Raw genomic sequence first — 23507 nt, forward strand, 5'->3', positions numbered from 1 at the left:
GGACGTTCCCCGGAGAACACCCGTCCGACCACCGGTACCCCTCGGAGAGAAGTCCTATGCGCGTCGAGATCTGGAGCGACATCGCCTGCCCCTGGTGCTACATCGGGAAGGCCCGGTTCGAGCAGGGGCTCGCGGCCTTCGCCCACCGCGACGACGTCGAGGTGGTGCACCGCTCCTTCGAGCTCGACCCGAACCGTCCCAAGGGCGACACGGGCCCCGTCCTGGAGATGCTCGCCGAGAAGTACGGCCGCACCCTCGACGAGGCACGCGCCATGGAGGCGCACGTCGCGTCGAACGCGCGGTCCGAGGGCCTCGGCTACCTGACCGACGGCCGGGACCACGGCAACACCTTCGACATCCACCGTCTGCTGCACCTGGCGAAGGAGCGCGGCCGGCAGAGCGAACTCCTGGACCTGGCCTACCGCGCCAACTTCGCCGAGGAGCGCTCCGTCTTCGACGACGCCACCCTGCTGGCGCTCGGCGTCGAGGCCGGTCTCGACGAGGCGGAGGTCCGCTCCGTCCTCGCCGATCCGACCGCGTACGCGGACGCCGTGCGCGCGGACGAGCGCGAGGCCGCCGAACTCGGCGCCAACGGCGTCCCGTTCTTCGTCCTCGACCGCCGCTACGGCGTCTCCGGCGGCCAGCCCGCCGAGGTCTTCACCCAGGCCCTGGAGCAGGCCTGGCAGGGCCGGGCCCTCCAGCCGGTCGGCGGGGACGCGGAGGCCTGCGGCCCGGACGGCACCTGCGAGGTCCCGGGAGCCTGAACGACCGGGCGTCCGGGGCGGCCGGGGCGTGAGCGGAACCTACGGCCTCCGGCCCTGGACCTCCCCGACCCGGGCCCCCGGGCACCCACAGGCCGGAGCTCCGCAGGCCCAGGCCCCCCGGGCCCCGGCTCACCGGTGGCCCCGGCCCTACGGCCCCGGCAGGGTTCCCCGATCCCGGTTCCACGGTCCCGGCCGCCCACAGGCCCGAGTGCCGCAGACTCCGCCCCCGGTCCTCCCGCTCCCACGGACGGGCCCTGGCTCTACGGCCACCGGCTCCACGGCCCCGGCAGGGGCCCAGACCCCCGCCTCCCGACCCTGGTGCGCCCGGCCCGGCCCCGACCGGCCCGAGTCCCGCAGACTCCGGCCCCGCTCCCGCGCCCCGGCCCCGGCTCACCGGCGGCCCCGGTCCTACGGCCCCGGCAGGGCCTCCCGCGCCGGTCCTCCCGGCCCCGCTCCTGCGGCCCCCGCCCCGGCTGCGGCCCTGCCCCCGACCGGCCCGAGTCCCGCGCCCTCCGGCCCGCAGCGGCCGTCCGGTATCCGCTCTCCGGCCGTTCGGCCCGCGGTGGCGCGGGCCGGTCCGGGGGCGGGTGATTGACGGGTGATCGCCGGGAACCCAGGCTGGGCCCATGGAATCCCTGGACCAGCCGCTCGGCGGCGCCGAGTTCGCGCCGACGAAGACCTACCTCAACACCTCCGCCTGCGGGCTGCTGCCCCGCCGTACCGTCGAGGCCGTCACGCTCCTCGCGCGGGAGACCGCCGAGGGCCGCCCCGACGGCGCGGGCAGCTTCTCCGTCGTGGCCGAGGCCCGCGCCGCGTACGCCCGTCTTGTCGGCGTCGGAACCGACCGGGTCGCCCTCGGCACCTCCGTCGGCGTGCACTGCGGGATGATCGCCCAGTCGATGCCCGCCGGGGCCGAGATCCTCTTCCCCGAAGGGGACTTCTCCTCCGTCCTCACCCCCTTCACGATCCGGGGCGACCTCAAGACCCGGTTCGTCCCGCTGGACCGCCTCGCCGAGTCCATCGGGTCCGGGACCGCGCTGGTCGCCTTCTCCGCCGTGCAGTCGGCGGACGGGCGCACGGCCGACCTCGCGGCGATATGGGCCGCCGCGGCGGCCCACGGCACCCGTACGCTCCTCGACGCCACCCAGTCGGCCGGGTGGCTGCCGCTGCGGGCGGGGGAGTGGGACTACACGGTGGCGGGCGGTTACAAGTACCTGCTCTGTCCGCGCGGGGCGTCCTTCCTCACCGTCACGGAGGAGGCGCAGGACTCGCTGCTCCCGATCCACGCCAACTGGGTCACCGGCGAGGAGCTGTGGACCAACAACTACGGCCCGGTCCGTGAACTCGCCCGCTCCGCACGCCGCTTCGACGAGCCGCCGGTCTTCCACGCCTACCACGGCGCCGCCAGTTCGCTCGCGCTCCTCGAAGAGGTCGGCATCGAGCGGATCGAGGCCCACGACAAGGGGCTCGCGGCCCGGTTCCGCGCCGGTCTGCGCACCCTGGGGCACGAGCCGGTCGCGGACGACTCCACGGTCGTCGCGGTCCCCGGCCTCGGCCACCGCGCGGACGCGCTGCGCGCGGCGGACATCCTGCTCTCGGACCGCGCGGGGAACCTGCGGGCCTCGTTCCACCTGTACAACACGGCGGCCGAGGTCGACCGCGCCCTGGACGTCCTGGCGGGCTGACCGGATTCCCCCGACCCGACCCGACCCGGCCCGGTGTCCTGGGGAGGGGCGGTACGGGTCACCCGTACCGCCCCTCCCCGGACGTCCTCAGCAGTTCCCCGGCCCCGTAGGGCACTCCCCCGCCTCGCCCGCCTCCTCACGCAGGTTCTCGGCCACGAGGCCGAGGAGCCGGGCCAGTTCCGCGCGCTCCTCCGGGGGCAGACCGCGCAGGGAGAGCGCCTCCAGTTCCGTCCAGACGCCCTCGACCCCGGCCCGCAGCGCCCGGCCCTCCTCCGTCGCCTCGACCAGGACCGCGCGCCGGTCGGCCGGGTCCGGGCCGCGCCGGACATGGCCGCACTGCTCCAGGCGCTGGAGCATCTTGGTGACCGTGGAGGCGTCGAGGCCGAGGGACTGGATCAGCTCGGACTGGCGGACGGGCCCGCAGTCCCAGAGCCGCATCATCATCATCTCCTGGCCGGGGTAGAGGCCGAGCTCCCGCAGTCCGCGTCCGGCGGCGATCCGGTGCATCCGGGCGACGCGGGCCAGGGCGACGCCGACGGGCCCGCCACGGGCGGCGGACGGCGCCGGTTCGGTACAGACGGGGTCGTTTCCAGACATGCGGACTCCTCGGGACGGCTCTTCCCCCAGATTACCTTGGTCGGCCAACCAATGGGCTACAGTGACATCCGGGCCAGATAGTTGGCCGACCACATAAAATTGTGAAGGGGACAGCCATGACCACCGCCTTCGACCCCGTCGACCTCGCCGGCACCCGGCTCGCCAACCGCATCGCCATGGCGCCCATGACCCGCAGCCGCGCCGACGCCACGAGCCGCACCCCCACCGCGCTCGTCGCCGAGTACTACGCCCAGCGCGCCACTGCCGGACTGATCATCACCGAAGGCGTCCAGCCGGTCCCCGGAGGCCAGGGCTACCCCTTCACCCCCGGACTGCACAGCCGCGCGCAGATCGCCGCCTGGCGCGAGGTCACCGACGCCGTCCACGCGCGCGGCGGCCGGATCTTCGCCCAGCTGATGCACGCCGGACGGATCGGCCACCCGGACCTCCTCGACGGCGGCCTGCACCCCGTCGCCCCCTCCCCGGTCGCCGCCGCCGGACAGGTCTTCACCCCCGAGGGACCCAAGGGCTACCCCGTCCCGCGCGAACTCACCGGCGACCAGATCCGCGAGGCCGTCGAGGGCTTCGCCACCGCCGCCCGCAACGCCGTGGAGGCGGGCTTCGACGGAGTCGAGATCCACGGCGCCAACGGCTACCTCATCCACCAGTTCCTGGCCACCGGCTCCAACCACCGCACCGACGAGTGGGGCGGCCCGGTCGCCCACCGCATCCGCTTCGCCGCCGAGGTCGTCCGGGCCGTCGCCGCCGAGATCGGCCCCGAGCGCACCGGCCTGCGCATCTCCCCGGCCAACACCCTCAACGACATCTCCGAGACGGAGACCGAGGAGCTGTACGCGGCCCTGCTCGACGCCGTCGAACCGGTCGGCATCGCCTACCTCCACGTCCTGGAGACCGCCCCCGAGCGCCGCCCCCTCGTCCTCGACCTGCGCAAGCGGTTCAGCGGCACCTTCATCCTCAACCCGGCCACCGAGGGCCCGACCGGCGCCGAGTCCCTCGCCCTGGTCGAGGACGGCACCGCCGACCTCGTCGCCTTCGGCAGGCTCTTCGTCGCCAACCCCGACCTGCCCGCCCGGCTGCGCACCGACGGCCCCTACAACCCGCTGGACCCCACCACCATGTACAGCGGCGACGCGCGCGGATACGTCGACTACCCGGCCCTGTAACCCGGACACGCCGGAGGGCGGGACCCGCGACCGGACCCCGCCCTCCCGCCGTACGACGACGTACCGCCCCCGGCAGATCCCAGGGGGCGTGTCTCACCAGGCCTCGGTGACCGCCCGGCGCGCGCCCTCCAGGTCCACCGCGCGGCCCGTCTCGCCGAGCGCCGCGCCCAGCGCGGCCAGCGAGGACTGCACCGCGCCCGGAGTCGCGTCCACCCCGTAGTGGTTGACCCGGATCATCTCCTGGGCCAGCGCCCCGCCACCCGCGATCAGCGGCAGCGACGGATCGGCGGCCAGCGCCTTCGCCACCAGCTCCGAGGCGTCCGTACCGGCCGGGACGCGCAGCGTCGTCGCCACCGGGGCCGCGTCCGCCGCCTCGTACACGTACGGCTCCAGACCGCCGCCCAGCGCCAGCGCGCCCGCCCGGGTCGCTGCCGCCGCCGAGGCGTGCCGCGCCATCAGGGCGTCCAGACCCTCGGCCTCGATCCGCTCCACACACGCCTCAAGGGCCAGCATCTCCAGCTGCGCGGGCGCGTGCAGCAGCGTCTTCCGCCCGCCGTCGATCCAGCGCTCCTTCCAGTCCAGGAGGGAGAGGTACGAGCGGCGCGGCGCCGCCGGGTTCGCCGCGAAGCGCTCCCAGGCCCGCGCGCTCACCGACACCGCCGACACACCGGCGGGGCCGCCCATCGCCTTCTGCGCGCCGATGATGCACATGTCCACGCCCCAGGCGTCCGGCAGCACCGGCTCGGCGCCGATCGAGGCCACCGCGTCCAGGTAGAACAGCGCGCCGTGCGCCCGGACGACCTCACCGATCTCGGCCACCGGGTTGGTGTTGCCGGTCGCCGCCTCCGCGTGCACGAGCGACACGAAGTCGATCTCCGGGTGCTCGGCGAGGGCCCGCTCCACCTGCTCGGCGGTGACCGCCGTGTGGAAGGGCACCACCAGGTCCACCACGGTCGCGCCGCAGTCCCGCAGCCAGTTGCCGAAGGTCTGCCCGTACGGGCCCGTGACCACGTTCAGCGCGGTCGAACCCGCCCGTGCCCCGCTGCGGATGCAGCCCTCCAGGGGGAGCAGCGCCTCGCCCTGGGTGATCACCACGTCCTGCTCCGTGGAGAGCAGCGCGGCCACCCGGCGCTCGATCGACGCGAAGTGCGCGGCGGTCAGCGGGGCCAGGTCCAGGAGCGGATGTGTCACGGTCACGGCGGTGCCTTCTTCGACTCGGTTCGATGGGCGGAACTGGGCATCAGGGTACCGAGGCGCGGTCCCGCGCCCCTTGGCCCACCTGTACAAAAGGGGATTCGTTCCGGTGCTTCCGGTGGGTCCCGCGCGGGGCGCCCGGACAGGGAGGGAAGGGAGGGAAGGGAGGGGGAGGGCGCGGGGCGGCGGCGCGGGGGCCCGCCCTCGTACAGTGCGGGCATGAGCGATCACACGGTGCTGCACGTGAAGGGGCGGGTGCTCGTCGGACCCGAGGACGTACGGGACGAACTGTGGTGCGTCGGCGGGCGGATCACCTTCGACCGTCCGGCCGCCGAGGCGGTCACCGTCGAGGGCTGGGCGCTGCCCGGACTCGTCGACGCCCACTGCCACGTCGGTCTCGACCGGCACGGTCCCGTCGACGAGGCCACCAGCGAGAAGCAGGCCCTCACCGACCGGGACGCGGGGACGCTGCTCATCCGGGACGCCGGTTCGGCCGCCGACACGCGCTGGATCGACGCGCGCGAGGACCTCCCGAAGATCATCCGGGCCGGTCGGCACATCGCCAGGCCCCGCCGCTACATCCGCAACTACGCCCATGAGATCGAGCCCGCCGACCTCGTCGCGTACGTGGGCGGGGAAGCCCGGCGCGGTGACGGCTGGGTCAAGCTCGTCGGCGACTGGATCGACCGGGAGGCCGGGGACCTCACCGCCTGCTGGCCGCGCGCGGAGGTCGGGGCGGCCATCGCCGAGGCCCACCGGCTCGGTGCCCGCGTCACCGCGCACTGCTTCGCCGAGGACTCGCTCAGGGACCTCGTCGAGGCGGGCATCGACTGTGTCGAGCACGCGACCGGGCTCACCGAGGACACCATCCCGCTCTTCGCGGAGCGGGGCGTCGCGATCGTCCCGACGCTGGTCAACATCGCGACCTTCCCGCACCTCGCCGACGGCGGGGAGGCGAAGTTCCCCCGCTGGTCGGCCCATATGCGACGGCTGCACGAGCGCCGGTACGACACCGTCCGCGCCGCCTTCGACGCGGGCGTCCCGGTCTTCGTCGGCACCGACGCGGGCGGCTCCCTGGCGCACGGTCTCGTCGCCGAGGAGGTCGAGGAGCTGACCCGGGCGGGCATTCCGCCGCTCGACGCGCTGTCGGCCACCACCTGGGGGGCCAGGGCCTGGCTGGGCCGCCCGTCCCTGGAGGAGGGCGCCCCCGCCGACCTCGTCGTCTACGGCCAGGACCCGCGCGAGGACGTCCGCGCCCTCGCGGCCCCGCGCCGGATCATCGTCAACGGCCGTGCGGTGGCCTGACGGCCTGACGGCCTGACGGCCTCACGGAGGCCGGGTGCGGCGGGCGCCGGGGCGGCCGGATGCTCCCGGTGGCCCTCCGTCAGAGCTCCGGACGGGCCCGGTCGGTGGCGGTCTCGGCTCCGGGCCCCGGGCCCGGCCCTGCCCCCTGCCCAGGCCCTGCCCTGGGCCCCGGTCCCTGGACCCGGTTCCCCGGGGTCCTGGCAGGACCGTCCGGTATCCGTCCTGGGGCCCGCCAGAGGGCCTCGGCCCCGGAGCCTGCCCGGTACGGCCCAGGAGCCGGACTCCCGCCCGAGGCCCCGGCCCCGGGGCGCCGGGCCTGGACCCGGTCCCGGGGGCCTTCCCGTGGCAGGCCCCCGGTGAATCGTCCCGGGTCCCTGCCCAAGGGGTCCCGGCCTCGGGTCGCGGGCCCCGCCGGGGGCCCCGCCGGGCCCGTACCCCGGGCGGTCCGCCCCGGAGACGTCCGGCCCCGGGCACACCCGACTCGGGGACGCGCACGCCGGGGCCCCGGCCCCAGGACAGCCCCCCAGGCCCCGGCCTCAGCGCTTCGTCAGGAAGGCGAGCTGGGCCTTCTTCTCCGGGATGAAGACCTCCGGCAGGTCCACCTCGGGGAGCACGACCAGCGGGCCGAGGGCGAAGCCCGCCCGGACCATACGGGCGACGGCCTTCTCGTTGGAGGCGTCCGGGTCGACCACCACCCGGTCGTGGTCCCGCAGCGAGAACGCGATCAGCGCGGTGAGCAGCTGCCCCGTCCAGCCCGGCCGGGGGGCCGTGCCGGGGGCGATCAGCAGGTGCACGCCGACGTCCCCGGGCAGCACCTCGTAGCACTCGCCGACGCGGTCGGCAGCCGGGTCGTACGTCTGGAAGAGCGCGACCGGCTCGTCGTCCCTGCTGACGAGGAAGCCGTGGTGGGTGCTGAGCGAGTCGAGGTGGGCGTAGGTCTCGCGGACCTGCTCGACGGTGGTGCCGACCATGCCCCAGAAGCGGGACCGCTCCTCGTTGACCCAGCCGTGCAGGAGGGGAGCGTCCCGGTCGGGGTCCACGGGCCGGACCGTGACGGTGCCGAAGCCCTCGACGTGCTGGACGTGAACGGCGGTGGTCATCCCTGCTCCTTGGTGAGGTGGTGCCAGTCGGTGGTGACGGGGGCGAGGTCGCCCCGCAGCCACAGCGGGAGCTGGTCCCGGTGGTGCGGGTCGCCGGGCACGCCGGACGCGCCGAGGGGCACGATCCAGCGGCTCCGTTCCCGGTCGGCGAGGTCCCAGACGTAGCGGGCGGCGGAGGCCCGGCCGCTGAGGTCGGTCCAGCCGGGCACGCTGGACGTGGAGAGCACGCAGTCGTGGTCCCCGCCGAGGCCCGGCCAGTGCTCGTCGTCCGGGTCGGGCAGCGCCTGCCAGGGCGCGAGCCGGTGGGTCACGCCCCAGGCGGCTGGCGGTTCGCCGGACCCGGTCTCGTCGAGCGCCTCGCGCACGATCCTGTCGACGTCCTCCGAGGGCACGGGACCGGCCACGAGCAGCGTCTCCAGGGCGAAGGCCACGCGGGGGCCGAGGACCAGCCAGGGCCGCAGGAGCGCGGGGTACGGGGTGTGGGCGTCGCGCAGCGCGGCGAAGGCCTCGTGGGCGGCGAGGCGGCGCACCACGGCTCCGCGCACGGCCGCGTAGAGCCCGGCTCCGGTGCTCTCCGCGTCCATCCGCCGGTCCCAGGCGAGGAGCCGGTCGCGGACGGCGGACGCGGCGGGGGAGAGGCCGCTCGCGGCACGGTCCACGGCCGCGAGCAGCCGCGCCGCCGAGGGGTTGTCGGTGTCGGTGTGGACGGTCGTGGTGTTCTCCGGGGTCCACCGGTCGCCGGCGCCGAGGAGCGCGTCGATCCGGTCGGCCCGGTGCGGCGGCGCGAACTCGATGCCGAGGGGCGCGGCCAGGCCCCGGGCGTTCGCCATCACGGCGTGCCCGGCCACCTCGGCGCGCGGCAGCGGCGCGGGCGCGGGCTCCCAGGCGTGCGCCGGGTCCCAGGCGGGCACGGTCCGAAGGGAGTTGGCCCGGTGCCGTACGGGTACGTGGCCGGCGGTCCGGTGCAGGGTGCCGCCCCCGGTGTCGGCGGCCAGGACCACGTTGACGGGCTCGACCCAGCCGTCGAGGGCGGTGTCCACGTCGGCGACGGTACGGGCGCGCAGCAGCGCGGGCAGCGTCCCGAAGCCGAGGTCGCCGGTGACGCGGGGCGGGTGCCGCAGGCTGAGGGCGTGGAGGACGCCGTCGCCCACCGGCCCGTCCCCGGCCCCGCCGGAGGTCTCCGGCGGGGCCCCCGGTCCGGAGGCCTCCGGACCGGCCACCGCGTCGAAGATCACCGGGCCCCGGTCCGTCTCGATCACCTCGATGACGACCGGTTCCGCGCCCGCGACCCCGACGGTCTCGGTGTGGACCGTCGCCGGGCTCCAGCCGTCGGGGCCGTACGCCTCAAGGCCGCCGTCCGGGAGCCGCCGCAGCCGCTCCCGGTAGACGTCCTGGTAGTCGGCCATCGCGTTGGTGATCGCCCAGGCCACCGGGCCGGTGTGGCCGAAGTGGGCGAGCCCGGGGACACCGGGCACGGCGAGTCCCACCACGTCGTACGAGGGGCAGGCGAGCCGGATCTGCTGGTAGACGCCGGGCGCCTCGATGAACCGGTGCGGGTCCCCGGCCACCAGGGCGGCCCCGCTCTCCGTACGGGCGCCCGTGACCAGCCAGCCGTTGGAGCCCGAGGTGCCGGGGCCGTCCGTGGCGAAGAGCTCGGTCCACTCCTCGCCGAGCCGCCGGGCGACCTCCTCGCGCCACAGCTTGGTGGGGAGACCGGCGAAGAGGATGTGGGTGGAGAGCCAGACCGCGAGCGGTGTCCACGGCTCCCAGCGGCCGGGCGCGAGTCCGGTCGTGGCGAACTCCGGCGCGCGCCGGGCCCCTTCGGCGAGACCGTCGTTGACCCCGGCCGCGTAGGCGCGGACCCAGGCGGCCGTCGGGGCGTCCTCGCGGGCGAGCCGCTCGTAGCAGCGCCGGGCGGTGTCCGCGAGCCGGGTGCGCCGGGCGAAGACGTCCCAGTCGAGTTCGGCGGCGCCGAGGAACGCGGCGGTGGTGCCCTGGGCCCGGTGCCGTTCGACCTCCAGCTGCCACGCCCGGTCGTGGGCGGTGGTCCGGCCCTGGGCGAAGGCGAGTTCGTCCGGGTCGGCGGCGCGCAGATGAGGGACGCCCCAGGCGTCCCGGTAGACCTCGATGCTCACGCGGACCCCGTTCCCGTACCTGATTCCGCCATGGTCGGCGCCATGTTCTTCCCATACTTCTTAGGTTAGGCTGGCCTAAATTAATCTACAGGACTCCAGGACAGGGGATCACGGTGGGTCACGGCTGGCAGGGTGCCGTTCTCAAGCTGATGCGCGGCAAGGACTTCACGTTCACCGTGACGGGAGCCGAGCAGGTCACCGAGGACTACCGCCGGGTGCGCTTCACGGACGGCGGGCTCCTCGCGGCGGCCGGGACCCACCCGACGATGTGGGTGCGCGCCTGGTTCGAGAGCGCGGGCAAACCGCACCAGCGCGGCTACACCCTGGTCGACCCGGACGTCGACGCGGGCACCTTCAGCCTGGAGTTCGCCCTCCACGACGGTCCCGCCAGCCGCTGGGCCCGCGCCTGCGCCCCCGGCGACACGCTGGAGGCGACCCTCCAGGGGGCCGGCTTCGAGGCCCCGGAGCCGCGCCCCGGGCGACTTCTGGTGATCGGTGACCCGGCCTCCCTGCCCGCCGTCAACTCCCTGCTGGACGCGCTCCCCGGAATCCCGGCCACCGTCTGGTTCGAGACCCAGCACGCCTCCGACGAGGAGCTGCCGGTCCGGCTCGACCCCGACCACCACGAGCTGCGCCGGGTGCCCCGCAAGAACGGCGGCGCGGACCTGGTCGCCCGGGTGAAGGCCGAACTCCCGGAGCTGGCCGACGCCGACCCGTACGTCTGGATCGCCTGCGACACCGCCACCACCCGCACCCTCGCCACGTACGCGCGCAAGGAACTGGCCCTGCCGAAGGAGCGCGTCCACGCGCTCGGGTACTGGCGCGCGGGCTGAGCGGCCGGGCCCCGGGCCGCCGGAGGCGGGACGCGTCGGGTTGACGATCCGTTACCCCCGCACGGGGCCGGTCGTTCTCACTCTTCCCGCCCGCCCGCCGGTCCGCTCCCGCGTGCGAAAGACGCGTGACAACGGGCAACGGTTGTGTCGAAAAAAATCGAAAATGAACACGGAAACCCCCCTTTGGAGTGAACTCACCGCAGGCGACTGCCGGTTCACTCTCCGTGCGTAAAGATTCCGGTGTCTCAAGTCGCCGAGGCCGCACCGACCCACTGTCCCCGTGGTGAGCGGCAGGCGACGCCATGTCTCTTGTGGGGGTTCCACCATCTTGAACAGCAACACCTTCGGCATGTCCGTGCGCCGTTCCGCCGCCGCCGCGACCGTCGCCGCCCTGGCCGTCGGTCCCGTCCTCCTCGGGGCACCGGCGGCCCAGGCCGCGGGCGGCGAAGGGAGCGCCACCGCCGTCGTCCTGCGGGCCGGTCTCGATGTCTCCCTCCTCGGCAAGGCGGTGAACGTGCCGCTGCGGGCCTCCCTCAACGAGGTCAGGGCGCCGGAGACCGAGAGCCGGACCGCCCTCTCCGTGAGGGTCCAGGGCGCCGAGAACGGAAAGCCGGTCGACGTCCTCGCCGCCGACGTCGCCACCTCGAAGGCCACCGTCGACAAGCGGAAGTCCGAGGGGTACGTGAACCTCGTCAAGGCCCGCGTCCACGTGCCCGGTCTCCCGCTGCTCTCCCTGATCGAGGTCGAGCAGGTCACCTCCAGGGCGCTGTGCGAGGTCGGCAGGAAGCCGGTCGCCGAATCCAACCTGCTCGGGCACGTCACCGTGCTCGGCAAGAAGACCACCCTGTCCACCGGCGGCCGGACGCACGTCTCCGTCCCCGGTGTCGGTGAGGTCACCCTCGACCTCTCCCGTACCTCCACCACCTCCCGTACGGCGGCGGCGACCGCCCTCGAACTGAAGGTGAAGGTCAACCCGCTGAACCTCGGCGTGGCCGAGGTCGACGGCACCGTGACGCTCGTCGAGGCCACCTGCGAGACGCCCAAGGGCACGGCTCCGACGGAGAAGCCGACGGAGAAGCCCACCGAGAAGCCGACGCAGAAGCCCACGGAGAAGCCGACCCAGAAGCCGACCGAGAAGCCGACGACCCAGCCCACCGGCCAGCCGGGCGGCACCGGGGGCACCGGCGGATCCGGCGGTACGGGCGGTTCCGGCGGCACGGGTAGCACGGGCGGCACCGGTGGCACCGAGCCGCACACCGGCGGCACCACGCCCACCGGGAACCTCGCCGAGACCGGCGGCAGCTCCACCACCCCGTACATCGCGGGCGGGGCGCTCGCCCTCCTCGTGGCGGGCGGCGGCGCCCTCGCGCTGACCCGCTCGCGCGCCCGCTCGCGGGGCTGACCGCCCGAGGGGGCGCCGGGGAGCGACCGGGGCCGGGGAGGGCGGTGTCGTCACCGCCCTCCCCGGCCCCCGCTCACCCGCCCATCAGCAGGGCCTGGTCGAGGGCCTGGAGGAACCGGTTCGTCGTCACCCGGTCCCGGACCGCGAGCCGCAGCCAGTTCCGGTCGAGCCCCGGGAACGTGTCGCCCCGGCGGGCCGCGAACCCCAGGGCCCGCAGCCGCTCCCGCACCGCGTCCGCCCCCTCGATCCGGACCAGCACGAACGGACCCGCCGCCGCCGACACCGTCCGCACCTCCTCGAACTCCGCGAGCCCGGCCAGCAGATGGGCCCGCTCCACCTCGATCCGGTGCGCCGCGTGCTCCGCCTCCGCCAGCGCCCCGCGCGACACACAGGCCTCCGCCGCCACGAGCGCGGGCGTCGACACCGGCCACAGCGGCTGCGCCCGCTCCAGGAGAGCGAGCGTCTCCGGCGCGGCCAGCGCGTACCCGATCCGCAGCCCGGCGAGCCCCCACGTCTTGGTGAGGCTGCGCAGCACCACGAGCCCCGGCACGTCGGTGCGCCCGGCCAGCGACTCGCGCTCGCCCGGCACCGCGTCCATGAAGGCCTCGTCGACCACCAGGATCCGCCCGGGGCGGGCCAGCTCGGCGATCCGCTCGGCGGGGTGCAGGACGGAGGTCGGGTTCGTGGGGTTCCCGACCACCACCAGGTCCGCCTCCTCCGGGACCGCCGCCGGGTCCAGCCGGAATCCGTCCGCCGCGCGCAGCACCACCCGGCCCACCGTGTGGCCCGCGTCGCGCAGCGCCGCCTCCGGCTCGGTGAACTGCGGATGCACCACCACGGGCCGCCGCACCGGCAGCGCCCGCGCCAGCAGCACGAACGCCTCCGCCGCGCCCGCCGTGAGCAGCACCCGGTTCGGGGGCAGGTCGTGCCGTTCGGCGACGGCCGCCCGCGCGGCCCGGCCGTCGGGATAGGAGGCCAGCGAGGTCAGGGAGGCGGCGATGCGCTCGCGCAGCCAGTCCGGCGGGGTGTTCGTCCGGACGTTGACCGCCAGGTCGGTGAGCTTCTCGTCCCGGACCTCGGCGTCACCGTGGTGGCGCAGGTCGTGGGCGTCGGTATCGGGGTACAGATCCATGACCGCCGTCGTGTGGGGGGGTGGGGAGGGTGGGGGGTGAGCCGGGCTCGCCAGCGATGTACCCGTGAGTCACGGGCAACAACCGTACGCCTGAGGCAACTTCGTTCGGACGAATCGGTATGAAAGCGGCGAGAGCGCACGTTGTGCGCCGTGATTTCCGTTTCGGTACGAGAAGTAAGCCCCGGCCCGCGATCCCTCCGGCCCCGGGCCGCCCTCCGTCCCCGCCCCCCGCGTCCACCCCGGGTTCCCCTTCGCCCCCGGGCCCCGCTCCGGCCCCGGGCTCCTCTCCGCCCCCGGGCTCCTCTCTGCCCCCGGGTTCCCCTTCGCCCCTGGGCTGCTCTCCGACCCCGGGTTCCGCCCAGGCCCCGAGCCCCGCTCTGCCCCCTGCCATCCCTTCAGTCCCTGCCATCCCTTCAGCCCCGGGCATCGCTTCCGCCTCGGCCCGCGCACGCGGAACGGCGTGCGCGGCCGACAGCAGGGCCGCCGCCTCCGCCACCGACGGGGTGCCCGTGACGGCCAGCGGGAGCGCCGAGGGATGCGGTACGCGTACCGCCGCGAGCTCCTCGGCCGGATACCCCCGCACCGGTACGCCGAGCGCCTCCGCCGCCTCCCTGACGCCCGGCTCCGCCGCCCGCGCGTCCAGCGTGGCCAGCGCGCGGACGTCCCCGCGCGTCAGCCCCGCCTCCCGCAGCACGACCCCGATCAGGGCCAGGATCTCCTCGGCGGGGACCCCGGACCGCGCCCCGACGCCGAGGTGCGCGTACGGCACCCCATCCGTTACCAAAGGCCCATGGCTGTAGTCGTCGCGCTCGGCGCGTTCCTCATGACGCTCTTCGGCGGCTGGGTCGCGCAGCGCGTCACCGACCGCCGCCACCTGGTCCTCGGGCTCGCCGGGGGCCTCATGCTCGGCGTGGTCGGACTCGACCTGCTGCCGGAGGCCCTGTCCGCGGCGGGCGGCGAGGTCTTCGGCGTCCCCGAGGCCCTGCTGCTCTTCGTCGGCGGCTTCCTCTTCGCCCATGCGGTGGAACGGCTCCTCGCCGTGCGCAGGGCCGCCCACGGCGCCGACTGGGGCGCGGAGCCCGGCGTCCCGTCGAAGGGGAAGGAGCGGGTCCCGCAGGTCGGTCTCACCGCCGCCGCCGCGATGGTCGGCCACAGCCTCATGGACGGCATCGCCCTCGGCGCCGCCTTCCAGGTCGGCGGCGGCATGGGCGCCACCGTCGCGCTCGCCGTCATCACCCATGACTTCGCCGACGGCTTCAACACGTACACGATCACGAGCCTCTACGGGAACGACCGCCGCAAGGCCCTCGGGATGCTCGTCGCGGACGCCCTCGCGCCCCTGGTCGGCGCGGCCTCCACCCTGCTGTTCACCCTTCCGGAGGAACTGCTCGGCGACTATCTCGGTTTCTTCGGCGGAGTCCTGCTCTACCTGGCCGCCGCCGAGATCCTGCCGGAGGCCCACCACGACCACCCCGCCCTCTCCACCCTGCTGTGCACGGTGGCGGGCGTCGGCTTCATCTGGTGCGTGGTGGGGATCTCCGGCGGCTGACCTCACGCGACCGGGCCGCCCGCGCAGTGCTCGACGAACCGCGAGGCCACCCCCGGCGCGCCCGCCCAGTGGGTGTGCACATAACTGGCGTGCACACCCCGCCGTACGAAGCCCTCGACCCGCCGCTCGGGCTGCCGCAGGCCCCACGCGGGCAGCTCACCGGCGCCCGGCTCGATCACGGTCCGGTGGAACTCGTGGCCCCGCATCCGCGCCCCGGCGGGCGCGAGGACGCTGTCGCTGACGGCGACGGCGTCCCGGTACCCGAGCGTGAGCCGCTCCGACATCCGGGCGTCGGCGTCGAGCACCCCGCACATCGGATTGCCGTCGAGCGACCGCGCCAGATACAGCAGTCCGGCGCACTCGGCGGCGACCGGCGCCCCCGACGCGGCCAGCACGGAGACGGCCTTCCGCAAGGGCTCGTTGGCGGACAGCGCCTCCCCGTACATCTCGGGGAACCCGCCGCCGATCACCAGCCCCGAGGTGCCCTCCGGCAGCTCCTCGTCCCGCAGCGGGTCGAAGGTCACGACCTCCGCCCCGGCGGCCGTCAGCAGCTCGGTGTGCTCGGCGTACGAGAAGGTGAACGCGGCCCCTCCGGCGACGGCGACGACCGGCCGCCGCACCCCGGCGCCCCCGGCCCCGCCCCCGCTCCCGATCCCGGCCCCCGACCCGGCCGCTCCACCAGGAGTCCCGGCCTCGGCGGACCCGGCCGACCACGGCTCGGCGGACAGTTCCGGCGCGCTGCGCGCCAGCGCGAGCAGGGCCTCCAGATCGCACCCGGCCCGTACCTGCTCCGCCTGCGCGGCCACCGCCGCCACGGCCGCCGCCTGCCGTTCGGCGACCGGTACGAGTCCCAGGTGCCGTGACGGCGTGGCCACGGCGGGCGCCCGCCGCAGCACACCGAGCACCGGCACCCCGGACTCCCCGAGCGCCTCCCGCAGCAGGTGCTCGTGCCGGTCGGTGGCCACCTTGTTGAGGATCACACCGCCGATCCGCACCTCCGGGTCCCAGGACGCGAACCCGTGGACCAGCGCCGCCACCGACCGCGACTGCGAGGAGGCGTCGACGACCAGCACCACGGGCGCCTTCAGAAGCTTCGACACCTGCGCGGTGGAGGCCAGTTCGCCCTGGTCGGCGGCCCCGTCGTAGAGGCCCATGACCCCTTCGACCACGGCCAGGTCGCAGCCGCGCGCCCCGTGCGCGAAGAGCGGCGCGACCAGCCCCGTACCGCACATGTAGGAGTCGAGGTTGCGTCCGGGGCGGCCGGTCGCCAGGGCGTGGTAGCCGGGATCGATGTAGTCGGGGCCGACCTTGTGCGGGGAGACGGCCAGGCCACGGCCGGCGAACGCGGCCATCAGACCGGTCGCGACCGTGGTCTTGCCCGCGCCCGAGGAGGGCGCGGCGATGACGAGACGTGCTACCACTCGATGCCCCGCTGGCCCTTCTGCCCGGCGTCCATCGGGTGCTTGACCTTGGACATGTCGGTGACGAGGTCCGCGAAGTCCACCAGCTCCGCCGGGGCGTTGCGGCCGGTGATGACGACGTACTGCTGCCCGGGACGGTCCCGCAGCACCTCGACGACCTCCTGGACGTCGATCCAGCCCCAGTGCAGCAGATAGGCGAACTCGTCGAGGACGTAGAACTTGTACGTCTCCTCGGCGAGGTCCCTCTTGACCTGCTCCCAGCCCTCGCGGGCCTTCTCCTCGTGGGTCTGCTCGCCCTCGGCGGTCTCCCGCTGGATCCAGGACCAGCCCTCGCCCATCTTGTTCCAGGTGACGGTGCCGCCCTTGCCGGTCTCGCCGAGCGCCTTCAGGGCGTTCTCCTCGCCGACCTTCCACTTGGCGGACTTCACGAACTGGAACACCCCGACCGGCCAGCCCTGGTTCCAGGCGCGCAGCGCCATGCCGAACGCGGCGGTCGACTTCCCCTTGCCGACGCCGGTGTGCACCATCACCAGGGCCCGGTTGCGGCGCTGACGGGTGGTGAGACCGTCGTCGGGAACGACGGTCGGCTGTCCCTGCGGCATTAAGCGGCCCTCCTGGTGGTGTGTGCGGTCTGTCCTGAGTGCCCCGCGCGGGCCGGACGCGCCGCCTGTACGTCCCTGACGAGCCCGGCGATAGCGTCGGCGCGCAGCTCCTCCAGGGTGACGGCGGTGCCGCCGAGTTCGCGGGCGAGTTCCCGGGCCAGCCCGAGCCGCACTGGTCCCGTCTCGCAGTCCACGACGACCGACGCGATGCCCTCGGCGGCGTGCAGCCGGGCCGCGCGGGCCGCGAGCGCCACCGGGTCGGCGCCGCCGCCGGTCGCCCGGCCGTCGGTCACGACGACGAGCAGCGGGCGGCGCGAGGGGTCCCGCAGCCGTTCGATCCGCAGCACGTCGTGGGCCTTGAGGAGCCCCGCAGACAGCGGGGTCCTGCCGCCCGTCGGAAGCTGTTCGAGCCGGGCGGCGGCGGCGTCCACGGACGAGGTCGGCGGCAGCGCGAGCGCGGCGTCCCGGCCCCGGAAGGTGACCAGACCGACCTTGTCGCGCCGCTGGTAGGCGTCGAGCAGCAGGGAGAGGACGGCGCCCTTGACCGCGCTCATCCGGCGCCGCGCCGCCATCGAACCGGAGGCGTCCACGGCGAACAGCACCAGGTTCCCCTCCCGTCCCTCCCGTGTCGCCTGCCGCAGGTCGTCCCGGCGCAGCACGAGTCCGGGCCCGCTCCGGCCGCGCGCCCGCTGGTGCGGCGCTGCGGCCCGTACGGTCGCCGTCAGATGCAGCTTGGTCAGCGCCCCCCGGGGGCGTACGGAGCCGGTGGTGCGGCCCTGCTCGGTCCGTGCCCGGGACCGGCGCCCGGCCGCGCCCTCGCCGAGACCGGGCACGCTGAGCACCTTCGTACGGAACGGCTCCGCGGCGGCGACGGCGGCGCGCTCACCCGAGCCCGAGCCCGCATCCGAGCCCGCATCCGAGCCCGCGCCGGTGTCCCGCGCGGCGGGCTCCGGAGCGGACGCGGGGGAGTCGGCAGCGGGCGCGCCGGGCGCGCCGGGGCCGGGGGCCTCCGGCCCCGCGCCGTCCGCCGGGGCGTCCGGCACCGTGTCCGGCCCCTCGCCCTGCGGCGGTACGCCCCCGCCGGGGCCGCCGTCCGGGCCGCCGTCGCCCGGACCGTCCGGCTCGGGCTCGTCGTCCGGGTCCCCCTGGGGTTCCTCGCCCTTGAAGCGCTCCAGGGTCTCGTCGAGCTTGTCCTCGTCGAGACCGGGCGCGTCGAAGGGGTTGCGGCGGCGACGGTGGGGCAGCGCGAGGAGCGCCGCCTGCCGTACGTCCTGCGAGTCCACCTCGGTCCGGTCCGCCCACGCGGCGAGCGCGGTCGCGGTCCGGGCCATCACGATGTCGGCGCGCATCCCGTCCACCTCGAACGCGGCGCAGGTCGCGGCGATCTGGAGCAGTGCCGCGTCCCCGAGGACCACCTGCGGCAGCCGTTCGCGGGCGGCGACGATCCGGGCCCGCAGCGCGGACTCCTCGTCGGCCCAGCGCGCGGCGAACGCGGCCGGGTCGTCCTCGAACGCGAGCCGCCGCCGCACCACCTCCACCCGCTGCGCGGGCTCCCGGGAGGCCGCGACCTCCACGGTGAGGCCGAAGCGGTCGAGCAGCTGCGGCCGCAGCTCGCCCTCCTCGGGGTTCATCGTCCCGACGAGCAGGAAGCGGGCGGCGTGCCGCACGGAGACGCCCTCGCGCTCCACGTGCGAGGAGCCCATGGCGGCGGCGTCGAGCAGGTGGTCGATGAGGTGGTCGCTCAGCAGGTTGACCTCGTCGACGTACAGGATGCCCCGGTGCGCGGCGGCGAGCAGCCCCGGCTCGAAGGCCTTCACGCCCTCGGCGAGCGCCTTCTCGAAGTCGAGGGCGCCGACGAGCCGGTCCTCGGAGGCGCCGACGGGCAGCTCGACCATCCGCGCGGGCCGCTCCGCCGCCGGGGCGGTGTCGTGCGGGCCGTCGGGGCAGCCCGGGTCGGGCGAGGCCGGGTCGCAGCTGAACCGGCAGCCCGCGACGACCGGCACCGGCGGCAGCAGTTCGGCGAGCGCCCGGACGGCGGTGGACTTCGCGGTCCCCTTCTCGCCCCGGACCAGCACCCCGCCCACGGCCGGGCTGACGGCGTTGAGCAGCAGCGCGAGCCGCAGGTCGTCCATGCCGACGACGGCGGTGAACGGATACCGGGCGTTCATCGGCCGGTCCTTTCGTCGAGTTCGCTCCACGGGCGTCCCGTCCGGGACCCCGCGCTTCCGGTGCCGGCGGGGACGGCCGTACGGGCGCCCGCGCCCGGCGGCCCTCCCGCGCTCACGGCGCTCCCGGCGGTACGAACGGCAGGCCGGGCGGCGGACCGTCCTCGATCAGCCGCAGCAGCGCGTCGGTGTCCGCGTGTTCCTCGATCAGGTCGCCGAGCCGGTCGAGCTGCTCCTCGCGGAGCGCCGCGAACGAGGTGTCCGGCGCCGGGACGAAGCGGCGCCCGGCCGCCGCGGCGACCTCCCGCAGGAACGCGCGCCGGAAACCGTCGCTCTCCAGCGAGCCGTGCCAGTGGGTGCCCCACACGGACCCCGCCCGGCATCCGTCGAGGAACGTCTCGCCGCCCAGCACCTCGGCGACGCCGTGGTGGATCTCGTACCCCTCGACCCGTTCCCCGAGGGCCTCGCCGGACGGCCGGGCGAGGGTCTTCTCGCGGGCGAAGCGGACCCGTACGGGCAGCAGCCCGAGCCCGGCGACGGCCCCCGCCCTCGACTCGACCTCGTCGTCGATGTGCTCGCCGAGGACCTGGAAGCCGCCGCAGATCCCCAGCACCGGACGGCCCTCGGCCGCGCGCCGGACGAGGGCGTCGGCGAGTCCCCGCTCGCGCAGCCAGGCCAGCGCCCGGACCGTGCCCCGGGTGCCGGGCACGACGACGAGGTCCGCGTCGACGAGTTCCTCGGGCCGGTCGACGAACCGGACGACGACGCCCGGCTCGGCCGCCAGCGCGTCCACGTCCGTGAAGTTGGACATCAGCGGTACGGCGCAGACGGCGACCCGCAGCACGTCCGCGCCGACCGGCGGGGCGACGACCGACTCGCGGACCGTGCCGCGCAGCGAGACGCGCAGCCCGTCCTCCTCGTCGATGCCGAGGCCGTGCGCGTACGGCAGGACGCCGAAGGTGCGGCGGCCGGTCAGCCCGTGCAGCATGTCGAGGCCCGGTTCGAGGAGGCTCACATCGCCCCGGAACTTGTTCACCAGGTATCCGGCGACCAGTTCCTGGTCCTCGGGGGCCAGCAGCGCCGTCGTGCCGAAGAACTGGGCGAAGACCCCGCCCCTGTCGATGTCGCCGACGACCACGACGGGCAGCCGCGCGGCCCGCGCGACCCCCATGTTGACGATGTCGGTGCGCCGCAGGTTGATCTCGGCGGGGCTGCCCGCGCCCTCGCAGATCACCGCGTCGTAGCTGCTCCGCAGCTCCTCCAGGCAGGCCATCACCGGTTCGAACAGCTCCTTCTGCCGTCCGCCGTGGTAGCCCCGGGCGCTCATCTCACCCACCGGCCGGCCCATCAGGACGACCTGGCTGGAGCGGTCGCCGCCCGGCTTGAGGAGCACCGGGTTCATCAGCGCCGTCGGCTCCACCCGGGCGGCCTGCGCCTGCATGGCCTGGGCCCGGCCTATCTCGGCGCCCTCGCGGGTCACGAAGGAGTTCAGGGACATGTTCTGCCCCTTGAACGGCGCCACCTTCAGGCCCGCGCGGACCAGCCAGCGGCAGATCCCGGCCGTCACGACGCTCTTCCCGGCGTCGGACGTCGTACCGGCGACCAGCAGCCCCCCACCCCTCACTTCGTCCTCCGCTTCACGGTGTCGGTCAGTATCCGGCCGCCCACGCAGACGGCCAGGGTGAGCGCGGTGACCCGGCGGGACAGCCGGACCGCCCGTTCGATGTCGGGCACCTCGACGGCCCGGCCCGTCGCGTTGAGCACCGGCCGGTGCTCGACCCGGCCGCCGTACGCGAGGGTGCCGCCGAGCCGGACGCCGAGCGCGCCCGCGAAGGACGCCTCGACGGGGCCCGCGTTGGGGCTGGGGTGGCGCGCCGCGTCCGCCCGCCAGGCCCGTACGGACCCGCGCGGGTCCCCGCCCGCGACGGTCGCGAGGGCGGCCGTCAGCCGGGCGCCGGGCCAGCCCGCGAGGTCGTCGAGCCGGGCCGAGGCCCAGCCGAAGCGCCGGTGCCGCGCGGACTTGTGGCCGACCATCGCGTCCAGGGTGTTGACGGCCCGGAAGCCGAGGAGCCCCGGCACGCCCGCGACCGCGCCCCAGAACAGGGCGCCGACCACGGCGTCGGAGGTGTTCTCGGCGACGGACTCGACGACCGCGCGGGCCATCGCGGGCCCGTCCAGGGACTGCGGGTCGCGCCCGCACAGGTGCGGCAGCCGCTCCCGGGCCGCCTCCAGGTCCCCGGCGGCCAGCGCCCCGCCGATCGCGCGGGCCTCCCGGCCCAGGGTCGTCCCGCCGACGACGGCCCAGACGGAGACGGCGGTGAGGGCGACGGCGGCGGACGGCCGGTCGCGCACGGTCCGCGCGGCGAGGGCGCCCAGGGCCGCGGCGGTTCCGGCGCAGACGGCGGTGTGCAGCGTGCCCCAGCCCCGGTGGTCGTGGTGGAGGCGGTCCTCGACGGCGGCGGCGGCCCGGCCGAACGCGGCGACGGGATGGCCCCTCCGGGGGTCGCCGACGAGCAGGTCCACGGCGAGACCGGCGGCGGTGCCGCACGCGAACACACCGGTGGTACTGGGGCGGCCGGGCATGGCGCTCCGTCCTCACTCAGGGTCCGCGCCCTGGATCGACGTCACCGGCGGCGAGAGTTCCTGGCTCCCGGACCCTCGGATCCGGTCACAGTGGCGGGACCGCGCCGGATTCGCACCGGACTTCCTCTTCTGCCGCCGTCTTGGCCCCGGCAGTCCACCACGCCCCGAGAACAGCCGTCAACTCACCGTTGACCTGCGGCGGGGCACTGTGCGGAGCACCACAGACAGGGCCCGGACGCGCACGGAGGCCGGGTGACCGCACACGAGGTGCGGCCACCCGGCCTCCGGGGGGTGGACCGTCAGGCGACGATCAGGTAGATGCCGTACGACACGGCCGCGACGCACAGGGCGAAGCAGGCGTAGGCGCCGGTGCGGGCCAGGACGGCGGAGCCGCCCCGCGCGGCGGCCTGCTCCTGCTTGGAGAGGCCGACGATGCCGAGGGTGAAGAGGCCCACGAGGGCGAGAGTGGCCACGAGGCTGACTCCGAACACGGAGCCGAGGGCCGCCCAGTCGATCTTCATGTCGTTCGTTCCTTACACCGCTGCGGCGGAGGCCGGGGGAGCGGACGGGTCGATGGGGGCCGGGGCCGGGATGGTCGCCTTCAGGTCCGCGTCCGTGACGGCGGCGAAGGAGCCGGCCGGGGGCGGCGGGGTGACGGCGGCCATCGCGGTGGTCACCACGCCCGCGGGCTCCGCCGGGGCGTCGGACTCGACCTCGTTGACGTTGTGGTGGTCGACCGGCTTGCGGCGGGACAGCACCCAGATGTAGGCCGAGCCGCCGATCAGGACGGCCGCGGTGGCGGCGATGCCCCAGGGGCCCTGCTTGGTGAGGAACTCGGCACCGGCGCCGACCAGACCCGCGGCGGGCAGGGTCAGGCCCCAGGCGACGAACATCCGGGTCGCGGTCGACCAGCGGACGACACCGCCCTTGCGGCCGAGACCGGCACCCATCACGGCACCCGAGCAGGACTGGGTGGTGGAGAGGGAGAAGCCGAGGTGCGAGGAGGCCAGGATGACCGTCGCGGCGCTGGTCTGGGCGGTGAAGCCCTGCTGCGGCTGGAGGTCGGTGAGGCCCTTGCCCATGGTGCGGATGATGCGCCAGCCGCCGAGGTAGGTGCCGAGGGCGATGGCGACACCGGCGGAGACGATGACCCAGAAGGGCGGGTTGGCACCGGGGGCGACGACGCCCTGGGTGACCAGCGCGAGGGTGATGATGCCCATCGTCTTCTGCGCGTCGTTGGTGCCGTGGGCCAGGGAGACGAGACCGGCGGAGGCGATCTGGCCGACCCGGTAGCCCTTGGCGGTGTGCTTCTGCTCGGTCTTCGCGCCGATCTTGTACGTCAGACGGGTCGCCAGCATCGCGGCGAGACCGGCGACGAGCGGGGCGGCGATGGCCGGGATCAGCACCTTGGTGATGATCGTGGAGCCGTTCACGGCCGACCAGCCGGCCGACATGACCGCGGCGCCGATGAGGCCGCCGAAGAGGGCGTGGGAGGAGCTGGACGGCAGGCCCAGGAGCCAGGTCAGCAGGTTCCACAGGATCGCGCCGACCAGCGCGGCGAAGATCACCTCTGTTCTGATGCCCTCTTCGTTGATGATCCCGCCGGAGATCGTCTTGGCGACCTCCACGGACAGGAACGCGCCGACGAGGTTGAGCACGGCGGACATGGCCACCGCCGTCTTGGGCTTGAGCGCACCGGTCGAGATGGTCGTGGCCATCGCGTTCGCGGTGTCGTGGAAACCGTTCGTGAAATCGAACACGAGAGCTGTCACGACCACAATGGCGAGCAGCAGCGTGATGTGTTCCATTTACCCAGGCAATCGTTTGACGTCAGTGGCCAGCCGAACGTAAGCAAC

The 23507-nt window shown here is 75.0% G+C and carries 20 protein-coding genes and 1 riboswitch; of the genes, 7 read left to right on the forward strand and 13 right to left on the reverse strand.

Going from position 1 to position 23507, the window contains the following annotated elements; all coding sequences use genetic code 11:
• The first annotated feature begins 56 nt into the window (after positions 1-56).
• The gene (locus tag ACIO92_RS08965; protein WP_366443067.1) at positions 57-764 is read left to right on the forward strand and encodes a DsbA family oxidoreductase; all 708 of its coding nucleotides are present in this window, start codon (positions 57-59) and stop codon (positions 762-764) included.
• A 626-nt stretch (positions 765-1390) separates the two neighbouring features.
• Positions 1391-2449: an aminotransferase class V-fold PLP-dependent enzyme gene (locus tag ACIO92_RS08970; protein WP_402279195.1), complete on the forward strand. Its 1059-nt coding sequence runs from the start codon at positions 1391-1393 to the stop codon at positions 2447-2449.
• A gap of 87 nt (positions 2450-2536) precedes the next feature.
• On the opposite strand, the gene ACIO92_RS08975 is transcribed toward ACIO92_RS08970, so the two are convergent.
• Positions 2537-3046, reverse strand: coding sequence for a MarR family winged helix-turn-helix transcriptional regulator (locus ACIO92_RS08975; RefSeq protein WP_366443069.1), 510 nt, complete (start codon positions 3044-3046; stop codon positions 2537-2539).
• Between the two features lie 116 nt (positions 3047-3162).
• Between ACIO92_RS08975 and ACIO92_RS08980 the strand changes: the two genes are divergently transcribed.
• Entirely contained in the window at positions 3163-4230 is a 1068-nt protein-coding gene (locus ACIO92_RS08980) for an alkene reductase (protein ID WP_402279192.1), read from the forward strand.
• A 93-nt stretch (positions 4231-4323) separates the two neighbouring features.
• Here the strand turns inward: ACIO92_RS08980 and ACIO92_RS08985 are convergent, their stop codons facing one another.
• Positions 4324-5421 carry an aminotransferase class V-fold PLP-dependent enzyme gene (locus ACIO92_RS08985; protein WP_366443124.1) on the reverse strand — a complete coding sequence of 366 codons (1098 nt, stop codon included), beginning with the start codon at positions 5419-5421 and terminating at the stop codon, positions 4324-4326.
• 222 nt (positions 5422-5643) lie between these two features.
• On the opposite strand from ACIO92_RS08985, the gene ACIO92_RS08990 reads away from it, so the two are divergent.
• Positions 5644-6729 (forward strand): amidohydrolase family protein, encoded by a 1086-nt coding sequence (locus tag ACIO92_RS08990; RefSeq protein ID WP_366443071.1) that lies wholly within the window; start codon positions 5644-5646, stop codon positions 6727-6729.
• A gap of 536 nt (positions 6730-7265) precedes the next feature.
• On the opposite strand, the gene ACIO92_RS08995 is transcribed toward ACIO92_RS08990, so the two are convergent.
• Positions 7266-7829: a GNAT family N-acetyltransferase gene (locus ACIO92_RS08995; protein ID WP_366443072.1), complete on the reverse strand. Its 564-nt coding sequence runs from the start codon at positions 7827-7829 to the stop codon at positions 7266-7268.
• On the reverse strand, positions 7826-9964 hold the full coding sequence (locus ACIO92_RS09000) for a penicillin acylase family protein (protein WP_402279188.1): 2139 nt from the start codon (positions 9962-9964) through the stop codon (positions 7826-7828). Before ACIO92_RS09000 ends, ACIO92_RS08995 begins: the two co-directional genes overlap by 4 nt.
• Positions 9965-10077: 113 nt before the next feature.
• Between ACIO92_RS09000 and ACIO92_RS09005 the strand changes: the two genes are divergently transcribed.
• Positions 10078-10797, forward strand: coding sequence for a siderophore-interacting protein (locus ACIO92_RS09005; RefSeq protein ID WP_402279185.1), 720 nt, complete (start codon positions 10078-10080; stop codon positions 10795-10797).
• A 328-nt stretch (positions 10798-11125) separates the two neighbouring features.
• On the forward strand, positions 11126-12199 hold the full coding sequence (locus ACIO92_RS09010; RefSeq protein WP_402279182.1) for an SCO1860 family LAETG-anchored protein: 1074 nt from the start codon (positions 11126-11128) through the stop codon (positions 12197-12199).
• Between the two features lie 73 nt (positions 12200-12272).
• On the opposite strand, the gene cobC is transcribed toward ACIO92_RS09010, so the two are convergent.
• Entirely contained in the window at positions 12273-13331 is a 1059-nt protein-coding gene (gene cobC, locus ACIO92_RS09015) for an Rv2231c family pyridoxal phosphate-dependent protein CobC (protein WP_366443076.1), read from the reverse strand.
• On the reverse strand, positions 13282-14205 hold the full coding sequence (locus tag ACIO92_RS09020) for a cobalamin biosynthesis protein (protein ID WP_402596706.1): 924 nt from the start codon (positions 14203-14205) through the stop codon (positions 13282-13284). Before ACIO92_RS09020 ends, cobC begins: the two co-directional genes overlap by 50 nt.
• On the opposite strand from ACIO92_RS09020, the gene ACIO92_RS09025 reads away from it, so the two are divergent.
• Positions 14122-14880, forward strand: a complete 759-nt coding sequence (locus ACIO92_RS09025; protein ID WP_402279175.1) for a ZIP family metal transporter — start codon at positions 14122-14124, stop codon at positions 14878-14880. The two genes, ACIO92_RS09020 and ACIO92_RS09025, sit on opposite strands and share 84 nt — an antisense overlap.
• Before the next feature lie 2 nt (positions 14881-14882).
• On the opposite strand, the gene ACIO92_RS09030 is transcribed toward ACIO92_RS09025, so the two are convergent.
• The 7 genes from ACIO92_RS09030 to ACIO92_RS09060 all read right to left on the reverse strand — a co-directional run bounded on the left by ACIO92_RS09030 (position 14883) and on the right by ACIO92_RS09060 (position 23459).
• Entirely contained in the window at positions 14883-16301 is a 1419-nt protein-coding gene (locus ACIO92_RS09030) for a cobyrinate a,c-diamide synthase (RefSeq protein WP_366443078.1), read from the reverse strand.
• Positions 16295-16903, reverse strand: a complete 609-nt coding sequence (gene cobO / locus ACIO92_RS09035; RefSeq protein ID WP_366443079.1) for a cob(I)yrinic acid a,c-diamide adenosyltransferase — start codon at positions 16901-16903, stop codon at positions 16295-16297. Before cobO ends, ACIO92_RS09030 begins: the two co-directional genes overlap by 7 nt.
• Entirely contained in the window at positions 16903-19071 is a 2169-nt protein-coding gene (locus ACIO92_RS09040) for a putative cobaltochelatase (RefSeq protein WP_402058354.1), read from the reverse strand. Before ACIO92_RS09040 ends, cobO begins: the two co-directional genes overlap by 1 nt.
• Positions 19072-19183: 112 nt before the next feature.
• Positions 19184-20692 (reverse strand): cobyric acid synthase, encoded by a 1509-nt coding sequence (locus ACIO92_RS09045; protein WP_366443081.1) that lies wholly within the window; start codon positions 20690-20692, stop codon positions 19184-19186.
• The gene (locus tag ACIO92_RS09050; protein WP_402058356.1) at positions 20689-21651 is read right to left on the reverse strand and encodes a cobalamin biosynthesis protein; all 963 of its coding nucleotides are present in this window, start codon (positions 21649-21651) and stop codon (positions 20689-20691) included. The genes ACIO92_RS09045 and ACIO92_RS09050 overlap by 4 nt, the downstream gene beginning before the upstream one ends.
• A gap of 31 nt (positions 21652-21682) precedes the next feature.
• Positions 21683-21825, reverse strand: a riboswitch (cobalamin riboswitch).
• Positions 21826-21950: 125 nt separating this feature from the next.
• Positions 21951-22172, reverse strand: a complete 222-nt coding sequence (locus ACIO92_RS09055) for a hypothetical protein (RefSeq protein WP_366443083.1) — start codon at positions 22170-22172, stop codon at positions 21951-21953.
• 12 nt (positions 22173-22184) lie between these two features.
• A complete protein-coding gene (locus ACIO92_RS09060; protein WP_366443084.1) occupies positions 22185-23459 on the reverse strand; it encodes an inorganic phosphate transporter in 1275 nt (424 codons plus the stop codon).
• Positions 23460-23507 lie beyond the last annotated feature (48 nt).

The organism is Streptomyces sp. NPDC087215, assembly GCF_044744885.1.
In the GTDB taxonomy this organism is placed as follows: Bacteria; Actinomycetota; Actinomycetes; order Streptomycetales; family Streptomycetaceae; genus Streptomyces.